This window comes from Cytobacillus citreus (assembly GCF_018343665.1).
GTDB lineage: Bacteria > Bacillota > Bacilli > Bacillales > Cytobacillaceae > Cytobacillus > Cytobacillus citreus.
In genome coordinates this window covers 424546-450248 of sequence record NZ_JAGYPM010000002.1, presented here as the reverse complement: position 1 = coordinate 450248, position 25703 = coordinate 424546, and the positions used below count along the sequence as shown (strand labels likewise).

The following is a 25703-nucleotide window of genomic DNA, read 5'->3' as shown; positions in this document are numbered from 1 at the left end:
TTGTGCTGTTGTCACCTGTCTCACCTCTCTTAATCGTGAATAGAATTGTAGGAAGCGAGGGTTTTTCAGACCCTCGCAACCGATTCTTCACTCTATTAGTATTGTTTTGCCGTTTCTAATTTTTGCTTTCTAGATTCAAATGCCTGTTGAATGCCCTCTTTATTAGATACTTCTGCCACTCCAACATTCCACCAGCTGTCATAACCTTCTGTCATTGTTTTTGGAAGCACTTTAATCTCAATTAAAGTAGAAACTTCCTGCTTTTTCGCATCTTCTAAAGCTACTTTCAATTGTTCGATAGTATTAACACGGTATGTTTTCGCACCATAGCCTTCAGCCACTTTTGCATAGTCAATATTTAAAACTTTATTGTCATGTGTTCTGAACTCTGTGAAATAAGTTCCCATGCCATTGCCCATTTGCAGGTTATTAATACAACCGAAACCAGAGTTATCAAAAAGAACAACATTGATTTTTTTACCATACTGAATCGCTGTGATCAGCTCAGAGTGCAGCATTAAGAAACTACCGTCACCAACAAGAGAATAAACTTCTTTATCCGGATTAGCTAATTTAACACCTAGTGCACCTGAAACTTCATATCCCATACATGAGTATCCGTATTCTACGTTATACGTGTTCGCTACAGTCGAATTCCAAATACGCTGAACATCGCCAGGAAGGGATCCGGCAGAAGCAATAATCGTACTACCCGGATCAATCGTATCATTGACAGCGATTAATGCTGTTGTCTGCGCTAATTCGGTGTTTAATACATCGGCATACTCATTTAAAACCTCTTGTGAGAAGTGGTTCCTAATTTCCGGTTCAAAGTTTTCACGAGTAAAGGTTACTTTGCTTAAGCGGTCACGCTCAGCATTCCACTCTTGCTTCAATTCAGCAATTGTTTGTCCGAACTCACTCTCATATCCATCTAATAGCGGTGCTAATTGCTCCAATGTTGTTTTTGCATCGGCAACTACTTGGAAGGCATCCATTTTATACGCCTGCATGCGGCTGACATTTATATTTAAAAACTTAGCTGTTTCAAAGTTGAATGCTGTTTTAGATGATGTTACGAAATCTGTATAGCGGGTACCGATTCCGATAATTAAATCTGCCTGGCGTGCTGCTTTATTAGCTGCCAGTGTACCAGTAACGCCCATACCACCTAAGTTATTTTTATAAGTAGATTCAACAGTTGCTTTACCAGCTTGTGTTTCTACTAATGGAATACTATGTTTTTCAGAGAGAGCCACTAAAATGTCACGTGCTTCTGAATATTTAGCTCCGCCGCCAACAAGGATTAACGGCTTTTTACTTGCTTTAATCATTTCGGCAGCGCCTTTTAGTTCACGTTCCACCGGTGCTTTACGATCCAAATAGTGTACGCGTCTTTCGAAGAATTCTTCATCATAATCATATGCTTCACCTTCGACATCCTGCGCTAAGCAAATCGTTACAGGGCCTGCTTTGCCTGGATCAGTCATGACTTCAAATGCCCGAATAAGACTTGACAATAACTGCTCAGGACGGGTAATACGGTCCCAATATCTCGAGACAGGTTTCAGGGCATCATTTGTCGTAACCGCTGCGCTATATTCCTGTTCCACTTGCTGTAATACAGGGTCAGGCTGTCTTGATGCAAATGTATCCCCTGGTAAAAGTAACATCGGAATATTGTTTGCAAGTGCTGTTCCGGCAGCAGTCACTAGATTCGCAGATCCTGGTCCAACAGATGTTGTCACAGCATAGATTTTCTGGCGTAGCATTTGTTTGCTGTAAGCCATCGCTGCAAGTGCCATCCCTTGTTCATTTTTCCCCTGAAAAACCTTTAAGTGGCCTGGGTCTTGTTCTAATGCCTGGCCAATTCCCAATACGTTTCCGTGTCCGAACACACTGAATATACCTTCAACAAATGGGAATTCTTCTCCGTCAACATGGATATATTGCTGGTTTAAAAATTTGATTAGGGCTTGCGCAGTTGTTAATCTAGTTTTCCCCATGACATTTTCACCTCTTACTGATTTGTCACTGCTTCTTTAGAGCGGTCAGCAATTAATTGCTCAATTTCTTCTACTGTTGGCATTGCTTCAGAAGAACTGTGCTTACTTACAACGATTGCTGCAGAAGCACTGCCATATTTTAGTGCTGTTTCAATATCTTTGCCAGTGATTAAAGCATAGAGGAAAGCGGAAGCGTAGGAATCCCCTGCGCCGAATGTCTTTAATACTTTCGTTAAATAAGCGTGGCCTCTGAACGTTTCGCCTGATTTTGTATAGGCGTATGAGCCTTCGACACCGTGCTTAATGACAACTAGTTCCGGAGAATGGTTGAATAAAGCAGAAATGGTTGCTTCGTTGCTGCCTGCTTCGATATTTTCCATGACATCAAATTCATCCCGTGTACCAACGACAACATCAGCCTGCTGGGCAACCATTGTATAGTAAACAGATGTTTCTTCCTTCGATGCCCATGTATAACCGCGGTAATCCAGTTCAAAAATAACTTTTACGTCATTTTTCTTTGCAAGCTGTACAGCTTTTAATATCGCTTCACGTGATGGGCTTTTTGCAAGAGCTGTTCCGGAGACTAAAAGGATTTTAGATCTTTTAATGTAGTCCTCACTTACTTCAGAAGGATCTAAGTAAAGATCGGCCACTTCATCACGGTACATTAAGATACTGCACTCTTCAGGGCTTTTAATTTCGGTAAAAGCTAAGCCTGTTTTATGTCCTTTTTGGTCTGTTACCATATTGGATGTGTCAACACCGACACCAGCCATATATTGTTTAATAAAACGGCCATGCTGGTCGTCTGCTAGTTTCCCGATAAAGCCTGCTTTTAAGCCAAGCTTAGATGTTCCAATCGCAATATTTGCAGGTGATCCGCCGACATATTTTTTGAATGTCATTGTTTCTTCCATTGGACGGTTATATTCGACAGCGTTTAAATCGATGCATGCACGGCCAATCGCGATTATGTCAAATTCTCTCTCTGAATTAAATTCAATTTTCATGTTGTTTTAGATCTCCTTATTATTTATTTGCGTTCTAGGATCCATTCATGTGCAGGTTCATTGTGGAATTTCCAAATTCGCTTCGGTCCGGCCATAATGTTTAAATAATAGGATTCATACCCATCCGGTACCGCTACAGGATGATACCCTACAGGCACTAATACAACATCTCCATTTTCCACTGCCATCGTTTCATCAAGGGAACGATCATCTGTATAGACACGTTGAAAAACAAAGCCTTGTCTAGGATTCATTTCATGATAGTAAGTTTCTTCTAAAAATGATTCATGCGGCAAATTATCTTGATCATGTTTATGCGGCGGATAGCTTGACCAGTTTCCGCTTTCAGTGAACACTTCTACTACTAGCAAACTATTGGCAGATGGGTCTGAGTCAGGTAAAATATTGTGTACTAATCGTTTATTATTATATTTCCCTCTATGTTCAATGCTGTTGTCTTCAGCTTTAATAAGTCTTGTTGGTAATTGCTTCTCTGAAGGAGAGTAGCAAAGAATAATACGTGCTTCTGTTACTGCTTCAACTGCAAACGTACGGTCATTTGAAACATAGACACTATCTGTAGGTTTCTTTTCGAAAACACTTTCCCTCGTACCGATCTCGTCAAATGTTTCTTGTTGGTCTGTGACATTGATTTTTCCAGTTAGGGCAACAATGCAGCATTCTACTTTTCCTAATTCTTCTCTGTAGCTAGCTCCTAGTGCTAAATCCACTACTTTCATTGCTACATATTCTAATGGTGAATTTTCACTTGTTACTTCATGGATTACTTTGACTCCAGGTGCTACTTCCACTTGATTCGGTTTTCGAAGTAATTTACTCACTTTTCTTCAACTCCTATATCATCAATTATGAAGACTATTACCCTGACTTAAGATAGTCAGGATAATAGTCTTCGTTCCAAGTCTATTCAAATGATGGTGCTTTGTAGTTTGCTGTTACTACTTTCTTGCGAGTGTAGAACTCAACGCCATCTTTTCCGTTTGCAGGTAATGTACCGTAGAATGATGATTTCCAGCCAGAGAATGGGAAGAATGCCATTGGTGCCGGAACTCCTAAGTTAACTCCTAACATACCAGCATCGATATTTTCACGGAAGTAACGAATAGATGAAGCATTTGATGTATAAATACATGCACCATTTGCAAATTCTGATTTATTTGCTGTTTCAACTGCTTCTTTTAAGTTTTTAACACGAACAATTGATAATACAGGAGCAAAGATTTCATCTTTCCAGATTTGCATATCAGTGTTTACACCGTCAAAAATTGTTGGTCCAACGAAGTACCCTTCTTCTGGTTGTCTTTCGCGGCCGTCACAAACTAGTTTCGCCCCTTCTTCAATACCTTTTTGGATGTAGCCTAATGTACGTTGATGGTTTTGTTCACGAATAACCGGACCTAAGAACACACTTTCATCAAGGCCGTTACCAATCTTCACATCTTTTGCTTTTTCGATTAATTTTTCAAGGAATGCATCAGCAACACCTTCTTCAACTGTTACAACAGAGCAAGCCATGCAGCGTTCGCCAGCTGATCCAAAGGCAGAAGCAATTACGTTTGTTGTCGCATGTTCTAAATCAGCATCATTTAAAACGATGGAATGGTTCTTAGCGCCTGTTAACGCTTGAACACGTTTTAGGTTCTCGCTTCCACGTTTGTAAACATATTCACCAACTGGCTGTGAACCAACAAACGAAATAGCTTTCACTTGTGGATGATCAAGAAGTCCATTTACCACATCATGTGCACCATGAACTATGTTGAATACGCCTTTAGGGAGACCTGCTTGTTCTAATAGCTCTGCTAATTTTTGTGCCAATAATGGAGTTCTTTCAGATGGCTTCAATACAAATGTATTACCTACTGCAATTGCCATTGGGAACATCCAGCAAGGTACCATCATTGGGAAGTTGAATGGTGTGATACCGCCGACAACCCCGATTGGATAACGGTAGTTCGTAACTTCAACATCTTTTGCTATAGTTGTTAATGAATCGCCCATCATGAGTGTAGGAGCTCCTGCTGCAAACTCAACATTTTCAATTCCGCGTCCCACTTCACCTAATGCTTCGGAAAAAGCTTTACCATTTTCGATGGTAATAATCCGCGCTAATTCATTTGTATTTTCTTGTAATAATTGTTGGAATTTAAATAAAACTCTTCCACGCTTTTGAACAGGGACATTTTTCCACTCTTCAAACGCCTTTGCGGCTGCTTCTACTGCATAATCAAGTTCTTCTTTTGTAGAGATTGGAACTTGAGCAATTACTTCTTTTGTAGCTGGGTTGTATACATCATCGTATTGTGTAGTTTTGCTTTCTACCCACTCACCATTAATATAGTTTTTTAGTTTTTTAACTTGTACCATTACTTCAGACATTTCTAGTTCCTCCTTGATTAACGGTTGTTTTATGAATAAGTTGTTTATGCCTTTTAATATGTTCTTATAGTTTGATAACCTGCTAGCACCCTTTAACATTATTACATTTTGGTTATGTTTTGGTTATCTTTGATTATATTTTAATACTAAAAACGCTTTCAGTCAACTTTTCTTCAAACTCTTTGTAATATGTTGGGTACTTTTTAATATTAATCTATTTTAATTGAATCTACCATTTTCAAAGGAAAAATCCGGGAATTACAGCTTCCCCGTTAAAAATTGTGCTTCACCAAATCCAAAGCTCCAATCCGCCGCTCCGTTTGTCGCAATGGATATCATAATATCATTAGGTTCAATACCGCAGCTCTCCCTCAACTCTTGAACAACCAATCGATAGAAGTCTTTTTTCTGCTGGTTGCTTCTTTCTGTGCTTGTTACACTAATCACGACAAGATCGCGGCTTCTTTCAAATCCTAAGCCCGTATCTTGAATGACTAATTCATTTGCAGGGTGCTGGGTAACAATTTGATATCGGTCTCTTTCCGGTACATCAAATGCTTTAACTACAGCTCGGTGTGCTGCATCTAATAATTTTCTTAAAGACTCCTCATTTCGTCCTTCTATAACATCAAATCTAATTAACGGCATGGATATTCCTCCTAAGAATTGATCGTTCGGTTGAACAAAAGATTATTTCTTTATTAACTTTTGATAATGTTTTGGTTATATTTAATTCATCGTAATACGAAAAATCCATTCAGTCAATGTAAATGGATAGGAGTCTGCTAAATTTAGATACCAATATAAATTCATTGTGTACAGTTTTTATTGTAAGTTTATCGGGTGAATGGAACCGATCTCTCTGGCACTATTTTCTAATGCCTGGGCGCAAAAAAAAGGGTAGGAACAGAATTCTAAAAAGTGGTAGGTAATATGAATGAAAATCTTCAATTTATATGATGAAGTTCTGATGATTTGTTGGTAATATATAATTATTAAGTTCTGTTGAAAGCGGTAACGGCATGAGTACGATTTGAAATCAGAGGGTGAGCAGGTATGATTAAAGATAAACGGATTAATAAAATTGAGGAATATATTATCGAACACAAATCAGTATCTTTAGATGAACTGATGACGGTGTTTAATGTGTCTAAAAATACGATTCGGCGTGATGTTCAGGAACTTGTTGAAAAAGGAGATTTCAAAAAGGTTTATGGCGGTGTAGCTGTAATTGATGATAAGCGTGCGAAGTTAGAATCTTTCCATGACCGCCAAGTACGTAACCAAACGGAAAAGGAGATGATTGGGAAAGCGGCAGCGAATCATGTAAATGATGGTGATATCATTTTTATCGATTCTGGTACTACCACCATTGAAATGATTGAATATATCAAACAGAAAGAGGTCACGATTATCACCAATAGTCTCGATTTTATCGTTCGTGCCCTTCCTTATGAAAATTTAAATGTGATAACAGCTGGAGGCATCCTCGAGAGAAAAACGAATTCTTTCGGAAGCTTAAAATATATGGATATTTTAAATGCCTATAATATTAATAAGGCATTTATGGCCTCAACAGGTATTTCCTTATCAAATGGTGTTACGAATGCTTCTCCGCTTGAAAGCGAATTGAAAACGTCTATTATTGACAGAAGCTCTGAAGTATTTTTACTGGTAGACCATGATAAATTTGATAAATACGGGTTAATGACCTATTGCAGATTAGATAAAATCGATTACCTGGTAACGGACATCACGCCAAGTGAAGTCTACCAGAATTACGCAGAAAAGAACGACATTCAACTTGTTATAGCTGAGTAAGAACAAATGCGCAAGCGCCTTCGGAACAATTAAAGGACAAATTGTTCCTGCGATGAATATTCAAAGAAGCTTTCCTTAGTGCTCACCTCCGACAAGCACAAGACGAGACTCACGGAAAGGTGTTCTTTACCTTTCTGGGAGGATTGATCGAAAAATGGAGGCGACTGTTTAGGGACGACAGCATAAGACGAGCTCAGCCAGAAGACGTTCTTTGTCTTCTGGCTGGGATTGGCTAGACATTCGTCCCTAGGAGCCGCAACTAGCCAAGCTTGTGACCTCGATGTCGACAAAAGCGCGACGTCCTCCCAAAAGCTTCTCTTTTGGTCGTGCGATGTGTCGCTGACGTAGCTTTCCTTGTCCTGTCGCATTGTCGACACTAGTACGTCCTGTATGTCGGAGGAAGGCGCTGGAGCTGAACGTAGATAAACTATATCTCAAATTATCAACAGATAGCGAAAATTATCATTTCCTATACAATTAAAAACGGCCTTACCTCACATGAGAAAAGGCCGTTTTATTTTTAAGTTAAAAAGGGTTGCCCAACTATATAAGGCAACCCTTTGTTTATATCTCGTAATGTTACGATAATTTTTCTACCTTTACTGGAAGTCCAGTTTCTAATGACTTTTTGGCAGCCATGGCAATTCTTTGTGCCATGATACCGTCTACAAAATTGCATGTTGTTTCTGAATCATTCTCGATTGCATCAAAGAATTCTTTCACTTCGCGAATGTATGCATCATTATATCTCTCTAAAAAGAAGTGTAATGGATTATCCCCCTTCACACCTTCTTTAGATAGCACTTCTACTCTTGATTCAGTTTCATTGTTTGCGATGGCTGAACCATTTGATCCGAATGCTTCAAGACGCTGGTCATAGCCATAGACAGCTTGGCGGCTGTTGTCAATCACACCGATTTCCCCGTTTGCAAATTTCAATGAAATAACCGCTGTATCAATATCACCTAATTCAGCAATTTTCGGATTGACTAATGCAGCACCTTGAACATACACTTCTTCAACTTCAGAACCCGTGATAAAACGTGCCATATCAAAGTCATGAATAGCCATATCAACAAAGATGCCTCCAGAACGTGATACATAATCTAATGATGGCGGTTCAGGATCTCTAGAAGTAATTTTTAAAATATGCAAGTCACCAATTTCTTTCGTTTCTACTAAACATCTAACTTTACTAAAGTTGCGGTCATATCTTCTATTGAAACCAATTTGGAATTTCACATCTGTCTTTTTCACTACTTCGTAAGCTTCCAATGTTTCTTCATCAGAAAAACTAATTGGCTTTTCACAGAAGATGTGTTTTCCACTATTAGCCGCTTCTTTAATAATACTTGTATGTGTATCAGTTGGAGAACAAATAAAAATAGCATCGATTTCCGGGTCATTGATAATATCTTGATAATCCGTTGTCATATATTCAACACCAGAAGATTGAAACCACTCCTCTAATTGATCAGCAAAAACATCAGAAACGGTTTTAAGGCGTACATTTTTCATATTTTTCATGTTATCAATATGTAATTTTCCAATTCTACCAGCACCAATTACCCCGACGATAATTTTTGACTCTATCATAATATTAGACTTCCTTTCTAATTATCTCAATTATTAGATTATTATATTTAAATTGCAATACCTAGCGGAGAGAAGAAAATATACATACCCAACATTGCAATAATAACCAAGGCAGCTACCCATTTTCTATGCTTCCATGGGGTTAAATCAACTTTATTAATATTTTCTTGGAACTCAAAGGGAGTATCCAAAGGTTTTACTTTTCCAACTAACCACATAACTAAAACATCTGCTAGGAATAGGAATCCTAAAACATATAGATAATGAATGTCCGCTAAAACTACCTTAGACAGACCATAAATTACAATGTGGAAGACAAATGTTACTTTCGCGGCCAGCGGTGTTACACGTTTAGAATAAAAGCCTAATAAGACAAGCGCTAATAACGGCATACTATAGATTCCGTTAAATTCCTGCACAACAGCATACAGTCCAGCTGGTGCGAATGAAATAAATGGAGCAATTATAACTGAAATTAAACCAACGGCAATGGTAATGAATTTTCCCGCTCTTGCTACCTGCTTATCCGTTGCATTCTTTTTAATAACCGGTTTATAGAAATCTAAAGTAAACAATGTTGCAGTTGCATTCAATGCCCCAACAAATGAACTTAAAATGGCGCCAAAAATAACTGCAGCAAAAATTCCGTATGCCCACTCTGGTAATACAGCCGTAACTAAGGACGGATAGGCATCATCTGGTGTTGCAAGGGTATTACCAAACATATTAAAGGCAATAATTCCTGGGAATACTAGGAACAACGCACCAAAGATTTTAAAGAACCCGACATATAATGCGCCTTTTTGTCCTTCTTTAAGGCTTTTTCCGGCTAATGTTTTTTGAACAATCATCTGGTTCGTACACCAGAAGAAGAGGTTGTTAAATAACATCCCCATAAATAGAGTTGGCCAAGGAACAATTTTCGAATCGACATCACCAATTGCATTTAATAATTGGGGGGTTTCATTTTTAACCGTTTCCATTCCGCCAAAAAAGCTGCCGTCTCCGAGGATTGTCAAGCCAATAATCGGGATTGAAAGACCTCCGACAAGCAACCCGACACCATAGATCGTGTCACTAAAGGCACTTAACGATAGTCCGCCGATTAACAGATATAAAAGACCGACAATACCAATCACTGCTGATATAGCGCCAACAGCTACTAACGGGTCAATACCTAATGCTTTATCAATATGGAATATTTTATTAAAAACTAATGAGCCTGAATATAAAACAACAGGTAAAAATGAAGTCATATAGGTAAAGATAAATAAAGCAGATACAATTCTTTTCGTTGTTGTATCATAACGTATTTCAATAAAATCTGATACAGTATTTACACCGTATTTTAAATATTTTGGAAGGAAGACAAGTGCCAAAAATACGCAAGCAATCGCTGCGGTAACTTCCCAAGCCATTACTTCCATACCGCCAACAAAACTTTGACCATTCTGTCCAACAATTTGTTCCGTTGATAAATTGGTCATAATAATCGTACCAGCGATCGTTATACCTGTTAAACTTCGCCCACCAAGGAAAAATCCTTCCGAACTGGTATTATCAATTGCCCTACTTCTCTTAAAGGCGTAAATCCCAATGACACCAATAATGATAATAAACGAAATAACTGAAAAGACACCCAAAGGTTTACCCTCCCATTGTAGAAAAACCATGCAGCCTTGTAAGTATGTATTGAAAACATCCAACCGAACCTATAAAACTAAGTTTACTAATCAAGTAATCTCGGTAATATATAAGCAACCCGGCTAATATTAAATCTCATGGGTGAATAGGTATGAGCCGAATAAAATAATATATGAGTTTTTAGATTAACTGTTTTTGGGGCATTAATTGATCAATATATCTTCTTCCCTTTAAAGCGTATTCAAATGGATTCGCCTTCTTCGGGTCTTGCTCAGCCTCAACAACAATCCAGCCCTCGTATCCGCTTTCAGAAATCGCTTTCATAATAGGTTCAAAATCAATCATTCCGTCTCCAGGAACCGTAAATACACCCTTTTTAACACCGGTAAGGAAACTATCTTGATTGTCCTTAACTTCTTTCGCAACAGACTCTCGAATATCTTTAAAATGGATATGTTTGATACGTGATTGGTATTTTTGATAAATTTCAATTGGATTTTCACCTGAGAATACAAGGTGGCCTGTATCAAATAGCAGCGACACTTTATCAGCAGAAGTATTTTCCATTAACCGATTGATTTCAGTAGTTGTTTGAACGCCTGTCCCCATATGGTGATGGTAAACGATTTCCATTCCCTTTTCGTTAGCTAACTCCCCTAATGCCTCTAGTCCATGTGTTAATTTATCCCAATCAGTATCTGTAAACACTGGCTTTTCCTTGAATACCGGTGTATCCATTTGTCCTTGAACACTATGTCCCTGCTCAGATACAACAATGACTTTTGCACCCATGGCATAGAGGAAATCACGATGTTCAAGAAATGCTTGTTTCGTTTCTTCAAAAGGTTTTGTTGTTAAAAATGCACTAAACCAGGCACTTGCAACTCGAAGATTTCTGAGTTCTAAATATTTTTTTAATGTCTCTGGATCACTGGGATACTTATTTCCAATCTCTGTTCCTGTATAGCCGGCTAACGCCATTTCACTAATACATTGTTCAAATGTATTTTCTCCGCCTAATTCAGGCATATCATCATTCGTCCAAGCAATAGGCGCACAACCGAACTGAATTTTTGTTTCCGCTGTCATTATTTATTTCCTCCCTGATAATGAATGGATGAATTTGCTGTTTATTTGAAAATAGCGTATATTATTGTTTACATGTATTTTTTTATTTTCAGGAATCCATTGTGCGATGGATTCCCTTTTTTTATCTTCCGTAAATTGGATATTACTTCACTTCAACAATTTGATTTGCTTCAACAGATTGTTGGCATGCAATTGCTACTTTAGTACTTTGCAGACCATCAATAGCACCTACTTCCGGCTGGCGTTTTTCTTTAATACAAGAAATAAATTCCTTCATTTCATGAACAAACGCATCACTAAAGCGCTCAGGGAAGTTCTGTGATGTAGGTCTTACTGCACCATTTTCATCAAAGACCGTTACCAGGTTTTTCTCTGGCGCAGCAGCTACACGAAGCATTCCCTTTGTTCCAATTAATTCTGTTTCTACATGATAACCATGTGCCGCATTTCGTCCTGCAACTAAAATGGCCATTGTTTTATCTTCCAGTTGCATCATAGCTGCGCCGGTTTCTAATTCATTTAATTCATCGAGCTCCGGATAAGCAGCGTTTTTACCCATCGCCCACACACGGCTGACTTCCTTTTTCGTAAACCATCTTACCAAGTCAATATCATGGATGGACATATCTGAGAATAGCCCTCCGCTATTGCTGTTTCGGGCAAAATTGACGAAGCTCTCCAATCCAGAACTTGGATCAATACCGTAGCAACGAACAACTGTTAGTTCACCTAATTGCCCCTCGTCTACCATCTTTTTAGCATATTGATAGGATTCATCGTATCTTCTCATAAATCCAAGCTGGAATACTTGATCAGGATGAGCCTTGATAACTTCCATTGTTTTTTCAATATCTTCAATATCTAATCCAATTGGCTTTTCACTGAATACATGCAGGCCTTTTTCCATCGCTAATCGAATTTGTTCCGGATGGCACCCGGATGGTGAAACGATACATACTGCATCAAGATTTGGGCTTGCAGCCATTTCTTCATAGGATTTATATGTTTCTGTTACACCTAATTCCCTTTTAGCGTATTCCAGTTCATCTTCTACAAAGCTGCAGGCTGCTACTAATTTTGCACCCGGAACATTTTGAGCTAGATTTATTGCATGTGTTCTTCCAAGTCTACCTAATCCAACAATCCCTACTCTAACTTCGTTCATGGTGATTCTCCTTTTATCTGCTTGATAAGCGCTTTCATAATTTATTAAAAAGATCAGTTTGTGATATGAGATTTGATGACAACCTCAAGTGTCTATCAACTTTTGGGTACATTTTGATTATCTCTACATAAATCTTATTATTAATTAAGCTTTCAGTCAATTATTTTTATTTAATATTTATAAAAACAGGATTATATATAAATTCAGAATTATCAGTCTTTATTATAGGCATTTGATGTACTTTTTACATCGTTTTTTCTTACGAATACCGCCTTCTGCCACCACATTAGTAGATAAAAATCTCCCTAGTTTTGAAATCGCACAGCAAAAAATTGAACCCCTATTAAATATAAATAGTAGTGATGAAAAAAATGTTAAAGAGTTTACCTACTCGCTAAACGGTAAAGATATTATACTTTCAGGAAATTATGGCATACCAGATGATGCTAGTAACTTTGACGGTAACATCATGATTTCTATTAATAGTAAAGATATAGAGAGCTATTCTAACGATACCGAAAATAGATACATAAGATCTTTTGGAATCTCATTGGATAATGTGAAACATATACAATTAAAGCAAATGAACTGTTATGGGATGTTACACTTACAGAATTAAAGACTTGGTGGAATTGAGACATTCTAGTTTAATTATTAACTTTACTTCATCAAAGGGAAAATCTTATTAATCAAACGTTTGATTAAAACAAACATTAGGAATCATAAAAAAAATAAAATCCCCATGGCGCGTGCCTGAGTTTAAGCTAAAAAATTTTCAATTTATCGTCAACTTTTTTCTAATTCAGAACGTCTATAAGTTTAAGAAAGTTAAAAAAAATTAAAATTTTCCGGGGAGGCTTTTATGATGAAGAGAATAGTAAGTTTATTGTTTGCTATTGTTCTTATTTTTTCAATTTTACCTAACACTTCTGCGAAGGCAAGTGTCATGTGGGGAAAAACAGAACTGAGAAATGGGCAAATAGGAAAAGTAACTATCTTACAAGATTCACAACTGTGGAAGTTTGACAAAGATAATAAAACGTTAGTTGAGGTCAGAAAACTTAATAAAGGTGAAGAATATCGCGTTTATTCATACAGGAATGATTTAGGAGGACTTTACGGTGTTGGCGAAGGGTCATTCATTAAGAAATCCGCAGCTGCAAAATACGAAACGCCTTCCAAAGCTAAACTGCAAGCACTCGGTGTAAAGGTTGCAAAAGCAAATTATCAAGACGTATTTCAATATCCACAAGTAGAAGGATTATTGAATAGCACTGCACAAAAAAATATTAATGACGTTTTACAAAAACATATAGAATCTTCCTATAAATCAGCACTCGAAGTGAAAAAATCTAATAAAGAGGATCCTGACCATGAATACAGCTATGAAGTAAGTTATGAAGTAAAATACAACAAAAACAACCTCCTCAGTATCCTTATTTATGACTACACCTATACAGGTGGAGCCCATGGTATAACTACTGTTCAGTCTTATAATTTTGATGTTCGGACTGGAAATCAAATTGCATTAACCAATGTTGCAGAAAATAAAAGTGAGCTAACTAAGTTAATGAAGTATACAAAAGCAGATCTGTTAAATCAGAATAAAAAAATCGGCATGGTATTTACAGACCAGCTTGATGATTTAACATTTGATAATAGTCGACCTTTTTATTTTTACGACAATGGAATCGTTGTTAAATTCCAGCATTACGAAGCTGCCGCCTATGCAGCTGGAATGCTAGAAGTTAAAGTTCCGTATTCTGTATTCAGATAATTGATTTAAAGATTTAGAACTCAGATTAAACCGTCAAAATTAGCATCCTCTTTAGGAGCACTAATTTTGACGGTGTTTTATCGCTTCTTTCAATAATAGCTCCAATAATAATGCCCTTTATTTCCAAATACTGTTTATAAATTAGTCATTAGGAAGGATATGAAAAAAAGCCATTATATCATTAAGACCATTATAAAAGTATGCCATTTTATCTATTTATCAATATCCCTCAATCTCTTACAATAAAAGCACAAATGCATTCCAGACATTACCACAAATACCACTTATTCGTTACCAAGGGGGATATCTATGACCAAAAAGAAAGCCATTAAAATTGTAAGTGCCTCTGCCATTGCAGCTTCTGCTTTTGTTGCGACAAACTCCATTGAAGCTGCTTCTGTCACTGAGGTTGAAAAGCTAGTAAAGGCAGCAAAGGATGCGGGGACCATTTTAAAATGGGCCATATCAATTGAAGGCAAAGCAGATGGAACAACCCGGCCGTGGGCAGCCTATAACGCAGCGAAGACAGCCTATGACAAGGCTGTAAAAGCAGTCAACACCTTACCCGCTTCACAAAAGAACAGATATATGGCCGAGCTTGATGAACATGTTAAGCTTCATATCAATCGAACAATGTATTATATCGATGCGATCACTGCTGGAGAAAAGATTCGAGCAAAGCAGCAAGTGTTAGCTAATCAAATAAATAAAAACCTTATCAATGATGCTACAGAAATGGCGTATCATGAGCTTTCGCGGGAAATCCGCAAGCAGGCCATCCTCTTGGATCGCGTATACGGCAAGTCGACACGTGACCTCATCCGCTCTCATTATAAACAAGCTGCTGAAAGGGTTCGCGATAGTGCGATGTATCCTGTTACAGTGAAAATTGAAATCGATTTGGCGCAAAAAGCGATCGCTGCCAATAATTTCGCAAAAGCGGAAAAACATCTAGAAGCCGCAAGATTTTACTTACCCTATGTAGACAATCCTGTCATCAAAAAAACACTAACCGATCGCTTAAATTCCATTGGTTCTAATTTTACCCCTAAGGTTGGAAAAGTTAGCGCATCCGAACCAAAGCGAATAAAAGTTGAGTTTAATAAAGCGATGCTTTCCGGCAATGGGGCAAATGGGGCTGAAAACATAGCAAATTATAGCGTTTCTGGTCGATCGATTAAAAGCATCAAGCTGTCAGATACCAAAAAAACGGCCATTATCGAACTATATGAACCACTTTATACAAACTCGGCCTACACCGTCACAGTGAAAAAAAATATCCAAACCACTAATTACGAACCATTAGGCACGGAAGACTATATCTCCTCTTTCACATTTTCAGACACAATCAGGCCAACTGTTTCCGCTGTGGCAACGAATTTAAATGGTAATGTCGAGATCACCTTTTCCGAGCTAATTGACGGCAACTCACCTCTAAACGTTTCAATCAATGGAAAAGCTGTTAAGTTCAATTCATTATCTAATGAAACTGACAAAGTCGTTGTCCCTAAATCAGAGCTTGAAAAAATCGGTTTACAAAAAGGCAAATATTATTCGATTGTTGTATCAGGGGCAAGGGATTTAGTTGTCTACACGCCTAATACGATGAACACATATAGCAGCAATTTTCTCTATAATCCTGCAGCCGATACGATAGCCCCTACGGTTAGCTCTCTGCAGGTGAAGGATGAGAAAACCATTACAATTGAATTTAGCGAAGCATTAGCAGACTTCAATGCTTCAAATCACCTTGCCATTACAAAAAACAATTCCACCATTAGACCAGCATCCATTAAAGACATCTCCGACGGCAGAAAAACAAAATTCGAAATTGAACTGCCTGCAACCATTTACAGTAAAAATGACATCTCCGTTTATTTATATATACAAGTAAAGTCATATAAGGATCTTGATGGCAATACAGGACGGACATATGAAAAAACCGTCACGATGACCAAGGATCTGACACCACCTAGATTTGTTAGTGCCCAATTCGATAAGAATACAAATGAATTCCGGCTAACCTTTAACAAGCCGCTAAAAGCAGGCACTCCAGCCGCTGACAAAATAAATATTTCCTATAAAGGAAATACAATAACACCAACCTTCAAATCGAACAGGGAGAACCAAATTATCATTGATGCGAGTAAATTAAAGGACGGGACATACACTATAAGTGGCTCAGTGGGGGCTGTCAAAGATAGAAGCATATCGGAAAATAATAACAGTGCCTTTACTACTTCCATCACGAAAAAATTGGATTCAGAAAAGCCAAAGGTTACATTTTCCGAAGCATCTGGAAACGGGATATTCACCGCCGAATTTAATGAAGAAGTAGATGCAGGGACCGCAACATTGTACTCAAACTATTTCATTGGAAATAGCACGATACCGTCAAATTCAACCTTAACCTTGAGCCCTAACCAACGAGAAGTGACGATTACGCTCCCTGAAGGCACCATCCCGACAACAACGAAATACAGCATTACTGCAAAAGGCGTAAAGGATCTCTCAGATAACACCATGGACATATACACAAGTTCCATTACACTGACCGATAATACACAGCCACTCTTGAAAAGCGGTGCCGTTGAAAATGAAAATATCAAACTAACATTCTCAGAAAATATCTTCCTGTTTGATGGCAATCAATCAAATTTAGATATAACGGTCAATAATGAAAAACTAAAAAATGATCAATATAAAGTACAAGGCAGTTCTAATGAAAATGAATTGTTCATTATTCCGCAAAATGGTACTACATTTACTACTGGTAAAATAGTAATTTTGACAAGAGAAACTGCAGCAATTAAAGACAAAGCAAACAATACTCTAAAAGCAGGAACTGAAATTACGATTAAAAAATAATGGAAAAAGGATTTGCTCGTGGTGAGCAAATCCTTTCTTTATTCTTCTCCCCGATCCAATAAATAAAGCTGCCTGTAGCGAGCACTCGTCTCCATGAGCTGCTTATGTGTCCCGCTCATCGCAACCTGCCCCTTATCTAAAAATAGAATCTGATCCATTTTTTCAATTCCAATGAGATGATGCGTGATTAAAATAACCGTTTTATCCTTTAATGTCGTAAACATGGTTTCCAGCAAGTCCGCTTCGGTTTGCGGATCTAGCCCTACTGTCGGTTCATCTAATACGACAATGGGCGTATTCTTTAATAAAATTCGTGCCAATGCGATTCTCTGCCTTTCGCCGCCAGAGAACCGTTGACCTGTTTCTTCCATTTGCGTGTGAATCCCCTTCGGAAGTGAATGGATATAGTGATCGAGCTTTACTTGCTTAATGACCTCAGCCACTTCCTCTGCCTTTGCCTCTTTATTGCCTAACCGAATATTATTTTCAACTGTTGTGGCAAATAAGTACGGTTTTTGGTTGAGAACACCTACATATTTATAGATGTCCTCATCATATGATTCTGGATGCTGTCCGTGAAAATGGACCGTCCCGGTAGTAGGAGAAATGGCACCTAGCAGCAATTGTAATAAGGTTGATTTTCCTGCCCCACTTTTTCCAAGAAGCGCTATTTTTTGCCCATGCGGAATAGACAAAGAAACGTGACGAAGAGCATCCTTGTTTTCCCCTTCATAACGATAGGAAACATCCTTAAACAGAATCTCTGGATGATGAGAAAATTCTCCTTTTTCAGCTAACACCTTTTTTTCAGGAACAAATTGGCGAATATGTTCAATGCGCTGTAATGATTCCTGATAGACCGGGATTCGCTCAATGGCATGTGAGAGTGGGAGCATCCCTTCCAAAATTGGCAGTGTAACTAGAGTAAAGGCCGCAATGTAAGTCGGCATAATCTCACCCGCCTGAGCCGCAGAGCCTGCCCACACTCCGACAATAATTAAGATAATGCCTGACAAAACCTGAAGCTGAAACGTACGAGCCTGGTTCCAAAAGGCAATTCTCTTATCAATGCTATGGCTTTCCTGACTTTCAGAGGCAAATCGCTTAATAAAGCGCTCCTTCTTCCCGCTAATAATCCAATCACTTAAACCAAATAAAGCATCTGTAAATGTTTGATACAATCGACTTCGTTTTTCTTTTTGCTCGATCTGCCTTTTTTTCAAGGAAAATAAGGACAAGAGCGGATAAACAAACACGATGATACTTAAACAAAAGGCCATCCACAAGGCAAATACCCAATCAAACAGGGCTAAGACACTGATGGAATACATAAAGAGAAATAGTGCAATAATGGTCGGAAAAATTGTTCGAATATAAGCATCTTGCAAATGTTCAATATCGTCTGCAAGTGTGCCTAGTAAATCCCCCGTTTGGAACCGGGAACGGATAAACAATGCTTGCGGCTCTAATATTCCGTACAGCTTCACGCGCATATCAGACAATATTTTGAGTACTGCATTATGTCCAGTCAGCCTCTCTAAATACCGTGTGACAGCTCTCGATATCCCAAATGTCCGAACACCAACGATTGGAATATAGAGAAGAAGAATCGTCTCTGGCATTTCAGAAGCCCTTGTAATTAAATACCCCGACGTAAATGTTAGCATGGATGCAGTAAGAGCCGTTAATATGCCTAAAAAAATCGTAAAACCCATTAACCACTTATATTGTTTTAAGTAGGGAGCAATATAGGTTCGAAATAAGTTCATTCCGCACTTTCCCCCCTTTGTGCCTTTATTAGTCGATAATAGACACCTTTTTGCTGATAAAGCTCAGCATGTGTTCCCTGTTCAACGATTTGGCCATTTTCCAATACCAAAATAACATCCATATCTCGCATCCAATGCAGACGATGTGTCGCAAAAAAGACGAGTTTATTTTCTAATAATGGAAGCATTAAGCTCTTAATCTCATGTTCTGTTTCAATATCTAGATGGGCTGTTGGTTCATCCACTAACATAATTGGACGGACTTGCAGCAAACCGCGTGCTAATGCAATGCGCTGCTCTTCCCCTCCACTTAAACTCCGCCCGCCTTGGCCTATTCTTTCATCTAGACCATTCGGAAAGCTTTTAATTAATTCCATTAAGCCAGTCATTTCTGCCGCTTCTTCTATCTTTTCACTTGGAGAATTTGGTTCATACCAGCTAATATTCTCTGCGACTGTTCCAGCAAAAATATACGGATGCTGCGGGATATAGGTCACTTGCTCCTGCCAATCTTTCAATGAAAAATAAGGAATTTCAGTTTCATCTATTTCAATTTCTCCACCTGTTGGATAAGAAAAGCCTGATAAAAGATCGATAAGCGTAGATTTACCAGCTCCAGACGCTCCGACAATCCCTACTTTTTTGAAGCCGTTCACTTGAAAACTTATATTTTTCAAAAGCAGCCTCTCTTCATCATCTGAGCTTTTTGCAAGCTGTTGCACCGTTAATGTACTTTCTTCATTCCATTTGGGAACGGATATCTCACTATCTTCACTAGCAAATGTCTCCATCTCAAGCAGTTCACGGATTTTCTCTCCAGCTTCCTTCCCATCCATCGTCGCATGATAATCATTCCCTAGATCACGCACTGGCAAGAAATATTCTGGTGCTAAAATGAGGATGGCTAACGCAGCCTCAAAGCCAATGTCTCCATTTATAAGGCGCAGTCCAAGCTCAACAGCTACAATGGCGACAGATAAGCTCGAAAAGAAATCTAATGAAAATGTCGATAAGAAAGCCATCCTTAGTGTGCGATTCGTAGCAATCCTGTATTTATTACTTACTGTTGCAATGGCACTTTGATGAGCTTTACTTTGTCCCAAATATTTCAGCGTGACAAGCCCCCGTAATGAATCTACAAAGTGACGGGAAAGCAGCTGATAAGTATCCCATTGTGCATCAATTTGCTTTTGAGCAAGCAGCCCTAGTAAAACAAGAAAAACAATCAAAATCGGCATGACGATAGCAAGAATAATGGCTGAAGTTATATCAACCGTTAAAACGTAGATGAGTACTACAATCGGAATACAAACGGTTGCAATAAAACGAGGAATAAAAAGCTCGAGATATGTTCGAAAATTGGGGATTCCTTCTAAACATAGTGTGATCATGTTTCCGGAACCGTGCTTTCCGATCCGGCGAGGACCAAGCTCGAATAACTTTCGAACAAGTAACTGCTGAACGTAAAGAGACGTTTTATCAGCAAAACGATAGGCAAGTCTTTCCTTCGCCCATTGGATTAAATGCCGGAGCACATACGCTGCGATAAAACAATAAAACGAGGGAAGGACTGCTGACCAAGCAGTCCCGTTATACATTTTCACAATTGCTTCCGATAAAAAAATCGCTTGAAAAATAATTGTGATAGCCTGTGCAACCGTAAGTATTCCAACTACTAGCATATGTGTTTTACTGCCATGATAGTTGAAAAGTTGTTTGTCCATTAGTATTCTAAATGCTCCTTACTTGTTACGCGTTTTCTAAATACATAGTAGCTCCAAATCGTATATCCAAGAACAATCGGAACCATAATCGCTGCAACAATCGCCATAAATTTCAATGAATAATCACCAGATGCCGCATTGTAAACAGTCAAATTATTAACAATATCGATGGAGCTAATCATCACATTCGGGAATAAAGCAATAAAGAACGACGATGTGACAAGTACCATAATTAAACCTGTTACTGTAAAGCTGAAACCTTCTTTTTTATTGCGTAATAAAGGATACAGCAGCAGGTATAAAACAATAGCAAGCCCGTACACCGGAATTAGGATAGCGCCTTTTTCTGCAAATGCCTCTGTGTAAACCGCTGTTAATACAACAAAAAGCACCACAACTGCACCAGAAGCAATATACATTTTCAATGCTGCTTGACGGGCACGTTCACGAAGGGAGCCTGTCGTTTTTAATGTAATAAACATCAAGCCGTGTAAATACGATAACAATACGAACGCAAGTCCGCCAACAACGGTATAGACATTGACTATATCTAAGAATCCAGCGTGCATATTCATGTTCTCATCAATCGGCAGTCCTTTGATAAGACCAGAAAATAACACACCTAACAAAAACGGCGGTAAAATACTGCCAAGCAGGATCGACCAATCCCATGTCTGCGTCCATCTTTTGGAGTCAACCTTGCCTCTAAACTCAAAGGCAACACCTCTTGCAATTAAAGCGAGCAAGAGAACGACGAACGGTAAATAATAACCGCTAAACAGTGTCGCATACCAATGAGGAAACGCTGCAAACATGGCTCCTCCGGCTGTAATCAGCCATACTTCATTGGCATCCCAGAACGGACCAATGGTATTAATCAATACTCGTTTTTCTAAGTCATTTTTTGCAAGGAATCTTGTACTCATTCCAGCCCCGAAGTCAAATCCTTCAAGAAAAACAAAACCGACGAACAAGACACCAACAAGAACAAACCACAACTCACTTAACTGCATCTTGCAACCCTCCCGCATTAAAAGGATCTGAGGCAGAAATATCTTCTTTCGGCTTCTCATTTGGTCCTCGTTTAATCACTCTAATAAATAAATACACCATGACAATTCCAAGCAACGTGTATATTAATGAGAATGAAATAAGCGAAAACAATATTTGTCCTGAGGATACATTTGGTGAAACTCCATCAGCCGTTAACATTAAGCCATTTACAACCCACGGCTGACGTCCCATCTCAGACATAATCCATCCGGCCGAGTTTGCAATATAAGGAAGAAAAATAGCAGGAACTAGCCACTTTAAGTAGCGAGTGCTTTTTTCGATTTTTTTACGCCATGTTAAGAACAGTCCTATCGCGCTAAGCAATATGATAAGACCGCCTGCTGCCACCATTACACGGAAGCTCCAAAATGTCGTTTTTACAGGTGGAATATAATCCCCTTCACCATATTTTTTCTCATACTTTTCTTGTAACGTGTTCATTCCTTCTATTTTTCCAGAAAACTCACCGTAAGCTAAATAACTTAACATATACGGAATTTCAATCCTTGCTGTACTTTCTTTGTTTTCAACATCAATATTAGCAAAAAGGGTCCATGGAGCTGGGTCCTCACTATCTTCCCACAGTGCTTCAGCCGCAGCCATTTTCATCGGCTGAGCATCCATTAAATATGCAGCTTGAGAGTGCCCTGAAAAAGCAATTCCAAGTCCTGATACTAAACCAACGATTAAAGAAATAGTCATTGAGCGTTTAAAAAATTCGATGTCCCTTTTCTTCAATAAATTCCATGCACTTACACCAATAACCAAGAAAGCCGCAGTTGTAAAGGCTCCGAATACCGTATGCGGGAAAGCTACCCATAGCTTTTCATTTGTAAGGACAGCGACAATATCAGTCATTTCAGCCCGACCATTATTAATGGCATAACCAACTGGATTTTGCATAAACGAGTTAGCAACTAAAATCCATAATGCTGACAAAATCGTCCCGATAGATACAATCCAAATACAGGCTAAATGCAATTTTTTCGGAAGCTTATCCCAACCAAAAATCCACAGTCCGATAAAAGTCGATTCGACAAAGAAAGCAAGCAATGCTTCAATGGCCAACGGTGGACCAAACACATCACCGACAAACCGAGAATAGTCTGACCAGTTCATTCCAAACTGGAATTCTTGAATAATTCCCGTCACAACACCCACTGCAAAATTTATTAAGAAGAAGATGCCCCAAAACTTCGTCATCTTCTTATAAATTTCTTGCTTCTTAATTACATACATCGATTGCATAATCGCAATGATGAAAGCTAATCCGATGGATAAAGGAACAAAAATAAAGTGAAACAGCGTGGTGGAAGCAAACTGAATCCGTGCCAGCATTAGTTCTTCCATTAGGATTATCCCTCCTATATTATTCTGGTATATTACTCAAATATCATAAATGACGTTTGTGTGTTATACGTGGGGGTATTGTGACGAAGTTTTATACATAATTAGGCGTTTTTGTGACATTTGTACTATTTGTTAGAAAAATCACAGAAGGAAAAGAATAGGTGTGATTTTTTTGAAAGTTCTGATGGATATGCAATAAGAAAAGCGCAAGCGCCTTGCTCACCCCCGACAAGCATAAGACAGGCCGACGGGAAAGTTGTTCTTTAACTTTCTTGGCGGACTGGCTTATGACCTCGAGGGGGTAGGCGCTGGAGCTAGACAATTCTCAAACTCTAGAATAGTTATACTTTCTTATTTTTCAACGAAAAAAATAAGTAATTACCCATGAGGGCGATTACTTCTCTTTGTGAATGATTTAGGTTGTTCTCATGAATAAATCCCACTTTTCCTTCCTTGGCCATCACTTTGCTGGATAGGTCACTGAACTAAATACGATTGATAGACGGCACCAAAAATCGAAAAACTCGTTGCAAATAAGGCAATGACTAATTCGATGCCAGCAGTTCTAGTCTAACTTGATCAAAAAGAGGACTGAATTTCTCAGCCCCCACACATCTTATGAAGGTGTCCATTTTCCAAAAGGGAACATAACATTAAATGGTGAAAAAGCGTTAAAGTTTAGTCGTTCCTTATGAAAAAAACTTTTTCCGCCCATATCTTTAAATTTTGTTTCCTCTTTTTCACGATTATTTTTTAAAAATGGGAAACTTGGCGGATCTTATTTCCATTTTTTCTGCGCATATCTTTAAATTTGGAAAATTACGAAGCTTTGTTTCCTCTTTTACACGATTTTTTTTAAAAATGGGAAACTTCGCGACTCTTGTTTCCACCTTTTTCGCGAATATCTTTAAATTTGGAAAATTACGAAGCTTTGTTTCCACTTTTACACGATTTTTTTTAAAAATGGGAAAATTCGCGACTCTTATTTCCATTTTATCCGCAAATATCTTTAAATTTGGAAAATTACGAAGCTTTGTTTCCACTTTTTCACGATTTCTTTTTAAAAATGGGAAACTTCGCGGCTCTTGTTTCCATTTTTTTCCGCGCATATCTTTAAATTTGGAAAATTACGAAGCTTTATTTCCTCTTTTTCACGATTATTTTTTAAAAATGGGAAACTTGGCGGATCTTATTTCCATTTTTTCCGCCCATATCTTTAAATTTGGAAAATTACGAGGCTTTGTTTCCTCTTTTCCACGATTCTTTTTATAAATGGGAAACTTCGCGGATCTTATTTCCATTTTTTCTGCGCATATCTTTAAATTTGGAAAATTACGAAGCTTTGTTTCCTCTTTTCCACGATTTTTTTTAAAAATGGGAAACTTCGCGGATCTTGTTTCCACCTTTTTCGCGAATATCATTAAATTTGGAAACTACGCGACTCTTATTTCCATTTTATCCGCGAATATCTTTAAATTTGGAAACTAACGAGGCTTTGTTTCCACTAAATCAACAAAATAGGTAGATCGTGACTGCCCTATCACTTTAAAATTGTTCGTAAGAATCCTCCAAATTACTTTTTTAGCCTTAATCACTTTACACCAATCATGGATAGCATGAGTAGTAATATTCTTCTTTGGAAATAGAAGGCGGAATTCATCCACGCTCCGTAAAATGGCACTTTTCACATTCTCTTTGTAGCCGCATTCTTTACAGATGACGTCCTTTCTATTTGTTTGAAAATCTTCAAAAAATGAAAAGCAGCTTCCGCAAACTATTCCCTTTTCTAGCTGGTCATAGCTATAAATGGGCAGCCGCTTAAAAGGCGGATCGTTTAAATGCAAGGAAACTAGTCTTTCTGCAAATTTGTGATGGATTTCTTTTAATGGTGGAGAGGGTTTGTTTAATTTTTTCATGAAGCGATCGAGCTGTGTGGGAAAAATAATTGGAGTGTTCCGCGGCGCTTGATATAAGTGGAAATTAGGATTGATGAAGAGAAGATAAGATTCAATCGGGACATTGCATCCAATTGCTTGAAAAATTCTACGAAGGTTCATTTCTGCTCGCTCCACCTGGTGCAAAGGGTTCTGAATTTCAATTCCATTTGACATATACCAGCGTTCCGCCTCAATATAATGGTCACCTTCGAAATTTTTCACTTCGATTAGAAGTGCTTTATCAGATGACATGAGCAATGAATCTATCTGAAAAATAGTATTGTTCATGTCGAACAGGAGGTCATTTAAAATAAGGCAATCATTATGGAAAAATTCTTCTATCCAATCATCAAACTTTTTCTCCCCCTTAAATCCCTTTTCAAGGTTTTCAAAATGTTTTTCGTCTTTCACTGAAAGTTTCATTCGACTATCCAAGGTCCTCAACAGCTTTAGTTCTTTTGACTCAGAGCGGGACTTCACTATCATTTTTT

18 protein-coding genes are annotated in these 25703 nt (G+C 38.2%); 4 read left to right on the top strand and 14 right to left on the bottom strand.

Annotation, left to right across the window (positions count from 1 at the left end; translation table 11 throughout):
* Positions 1–95: 95 nt before the first annotated feature.
* The 5 genes from iolD to KHA94_RS08295 all read right to left on the bottom strand — a co-directional run bounded on the left by iolD (position 96) and on the right by KHA94_RS08295 (position 6067).
* Positions 96–2006 carry a 3D-(3,5/4)-trihydroxycyclohexane-1,2-dione acylhydrolase (decyclizing) gene (gene iolD, locus KHA94_RS08315; protein ID WP_213101673.1) on the bottom strand — a complete coding sequence of 637 codons (1911 nt, stop codon included), beginning with the start codon at positions 2004–2006 and terminating at the stop codon, positions 96–98.
* A gap of 14 nt (positions 2007–2020) precedes the next feature.
* Positions 2021–3019 carry a 5-dehydro-2-deoxygluconokinase gene (iolC, locus tag KHA94_RS08310; RefSeq protein ID WP_213101672.1) on the bottom strand — a complete coding sequence of 333 codons (999 nt, stop codon included), beginning with the start codon at positions 3017–3019 and terminating at the stop codon, positions 2021–2023.
* A 23-nt stretch (positions 3020–3042) separates the two neighbouring features.
* Entirely contained in the window at positions 3043–3861 is an 819-nt protein-coding gene (iolB, locus tag KHA94_RS08305; protein WP_213101671.1) for a 5-deoxy-glucuronate isomerase, read from the bottom strand.
* 82 nt (positions 3862–3943) lie between these two features.
* A complete protein-coding gene (locus KHA94_RS08300) occupies positions 3944–5407 on the bottom strand; it encodes a CoA-acylating methylmalonate-semialdehyde dehydrogenase (RefSeq protein ID WP_213102250.1) in 1464 nt (487 codons plus the stop codon).
* A 270-nt stretch (positions 5408–5677) separates the two neighbouring features.
* Positions 5678–6067, bottom strand: coding sequence for a tautomerase family protein (locus KHA94_RS08295; protein ID WP_213101670.1), 390 nt, complete (start codon positions 6065–6067; stop codon positions 5678–5680).
* Between the two features lie 408 nt (positions 6068–6475).
* On the opposite strand from KHA94_RS08295, the gene KHA94_RS08290 reads away from it, so the two are divergent.
* Positions 6476–7240, top strand: coding sequence for a DeoR/GlpR family DNA-binding transcription regulator (locus KHA94_RS08290; RefSeq protein WP_213101669.1), 765 nt, complete (start codon positions 6476–6478; stop codon positions 7238–7240).
* 579 nt (positions 7241–7819) lie between these two features.
* Here the strand turns inward: KHA94_RS08290 and iolG (KHA94_RS08285) are convergent.
* From iolG (KHA94_RS08285) to iolG (KHA94_RS08270), 4 genes are all read right to left on the bottom strand, one after another.
* Positions 7820–8836, bottom strand: a complete 1017-nt coding sequence (iolG, locus tag KHA94_RS08285; RefSeq protein ID WP_213101668.1) for an inositol 2-dehydrogenase — start codon at positions 8834–8836, stop codon at positions 7820–7822.
* Between the two features lie 47 nt (positions 8837–8883).
* Positions 8884–10509: a solute:sodium symporter family transporter gene (locus KHA94_RS08280; RefSeq protein WP_420828152.1), complete on the bottom strand. Its 1626-nt coding sequence runs from the start codon at positions 10507–10509 to the stop codon at positions 8884–8886.
* A gap of 151 nt (positions 10510–10660) precedes the next feature.
* Positions 10661–11569 carry a myo-inosose-2 dehydratase gene (gene iolE / locus KHA94_RS08275; RefSeq protein ID WP_213101666.1) on the bottom strand — a complete coding sequence of 303 codons (909 nt, stop codon included), beginning with the start codon at positions 11567–11569 and terminating at the stop codon, positions 10661–10663.
* Positions 11570–11711: 142 nt separating this feature from the next.
* Positions 11712–12734, bottom strand: a complete 1023-nt coding sequence (iolG, locus tag KHA94_RS08270; protein WP_213101665.1) for an inositol 2-dehydrogenase — start codon at positions 12732–12734, stop codon at positions 11712–11714.
* 235 nt (positions 12735–12969) lie between these two features.
* Here iolG (KHA94_RS08270) and KHA94_RS08265 point away from each other — a divergent pair, with 235 nt between their 5' ends.
* The 3 genes from KHA94_RS08265 (at position 12970) to KHA94_RS08255 (ending at position 17379) form a co-directional block, all read left to right on the top strand.
* Positions 12970–13353, top strand: a complete 384-nt coding sequence (locus tag KHA94_RS08265) for a hypothetical protein (RefSeq protein ID WP_213101664.1) — start codon at positions 12970–12972, stop codon at positions 13351–13353.
* 243 nt (positions 13354–13596) lie between these two features.
* Positions 13597–14511 carry a DUF3298 and DUF4163 domain-containing protein gene (locus KHA94_RS08260; protein ID WP_213101663.1) on the top strand — a complete coding sequence of 305 codons (915 nt, stop codon included), beginning with the start codon at positions 13597–13599 and terminating at the stop codon, positions 14509–14511.
* Positions 14512–14820: 309 nt separating this feature from the next.
* The gene (locus KHA94_RS08255; protein ID WP_213101662.1) at positions 14821–17379 is read left to right on the top strand and encodes an Ig-like domain-containing protein; all 2559 of its coding nucleotides are present in this window, start codon (positions 14821–14823) and stop codon (positions 17377–17379) included.
* A gap of 38 nt (positions 17380–17417) precedes the next feature.
* Here the strand turns inward: KHA94_RS08255 and cydC are convergent, their stop codons facing one another.
* From cydC to KHA94_RS08230, 5 genes are all read right to left on the bottom strand, one after another.
* Positions 17418–19148, bottom strand: coding sequence for a thiol reductant ABC exporter subunit CydC (gene cydC, locus KHA94_RS08250; protein WP_213101661.1), 1731 nt, complete (start codon positions 19146–19148; stop codon positions 17418–17420).
* On the bottom strand, positions 19145–20872 hold the full coding sequence (gene cydD / locus KHA94_RS08245; RefSeq protein ID WP_213101660.1) for a thiol reductant ABC exporter subunit CydD: 1728 nt from the start codon (positions 20870–20872) through the stop codon (positions 19145–19147). The genes cydC and cydD overlap by 4 nt, the downstream gene beginning before the upstream one ends.
* Positions 20872–21885, bottom strand: a complete 1014-nt coding sequence (cydB, locus tag KHA94_RS08240; RefSeq protein WP_213101659.1) for a cytochrome d ubiquinol oxidase subunit II — start codon at positions 21883–21885, stop codon at positions 20872–20874. Before cydB ends, cydD begins: the two co-directional genes overlap by 1 nt.
* Positions 21872–23275: a cytochrome ubiquinol oxidase subunit I gene (locus KHA94_RS08235; RefSeq protein ID WP_213101658.1), complete on the bottom strand. Its 1404-nt coding sequence runs from the start codon at positions 23273–23275 to the stop codon at positions 21872–21874. Before KHA94_RS08235 ends, cydB begins: the two co-directional genes overlap by 14 nt.
* A gap of 1484 nt (positions 23276–24759) precedes the next feature.
* Positions 24760–25698 carry a nuclease-related domain-containing protein gene (locus tag KHA94_RS08230; RefSeq protein ID WP_213101657.1) on the bottom strand — a complete coding sequence of 313 codons (939 nt, stop codon included), beginning with the start codon at positions 25696–25698 and terminating at the stop codon, positions 24760–24762.
* Positions 25699–25703: the final 5 nt, after the last annotated feature.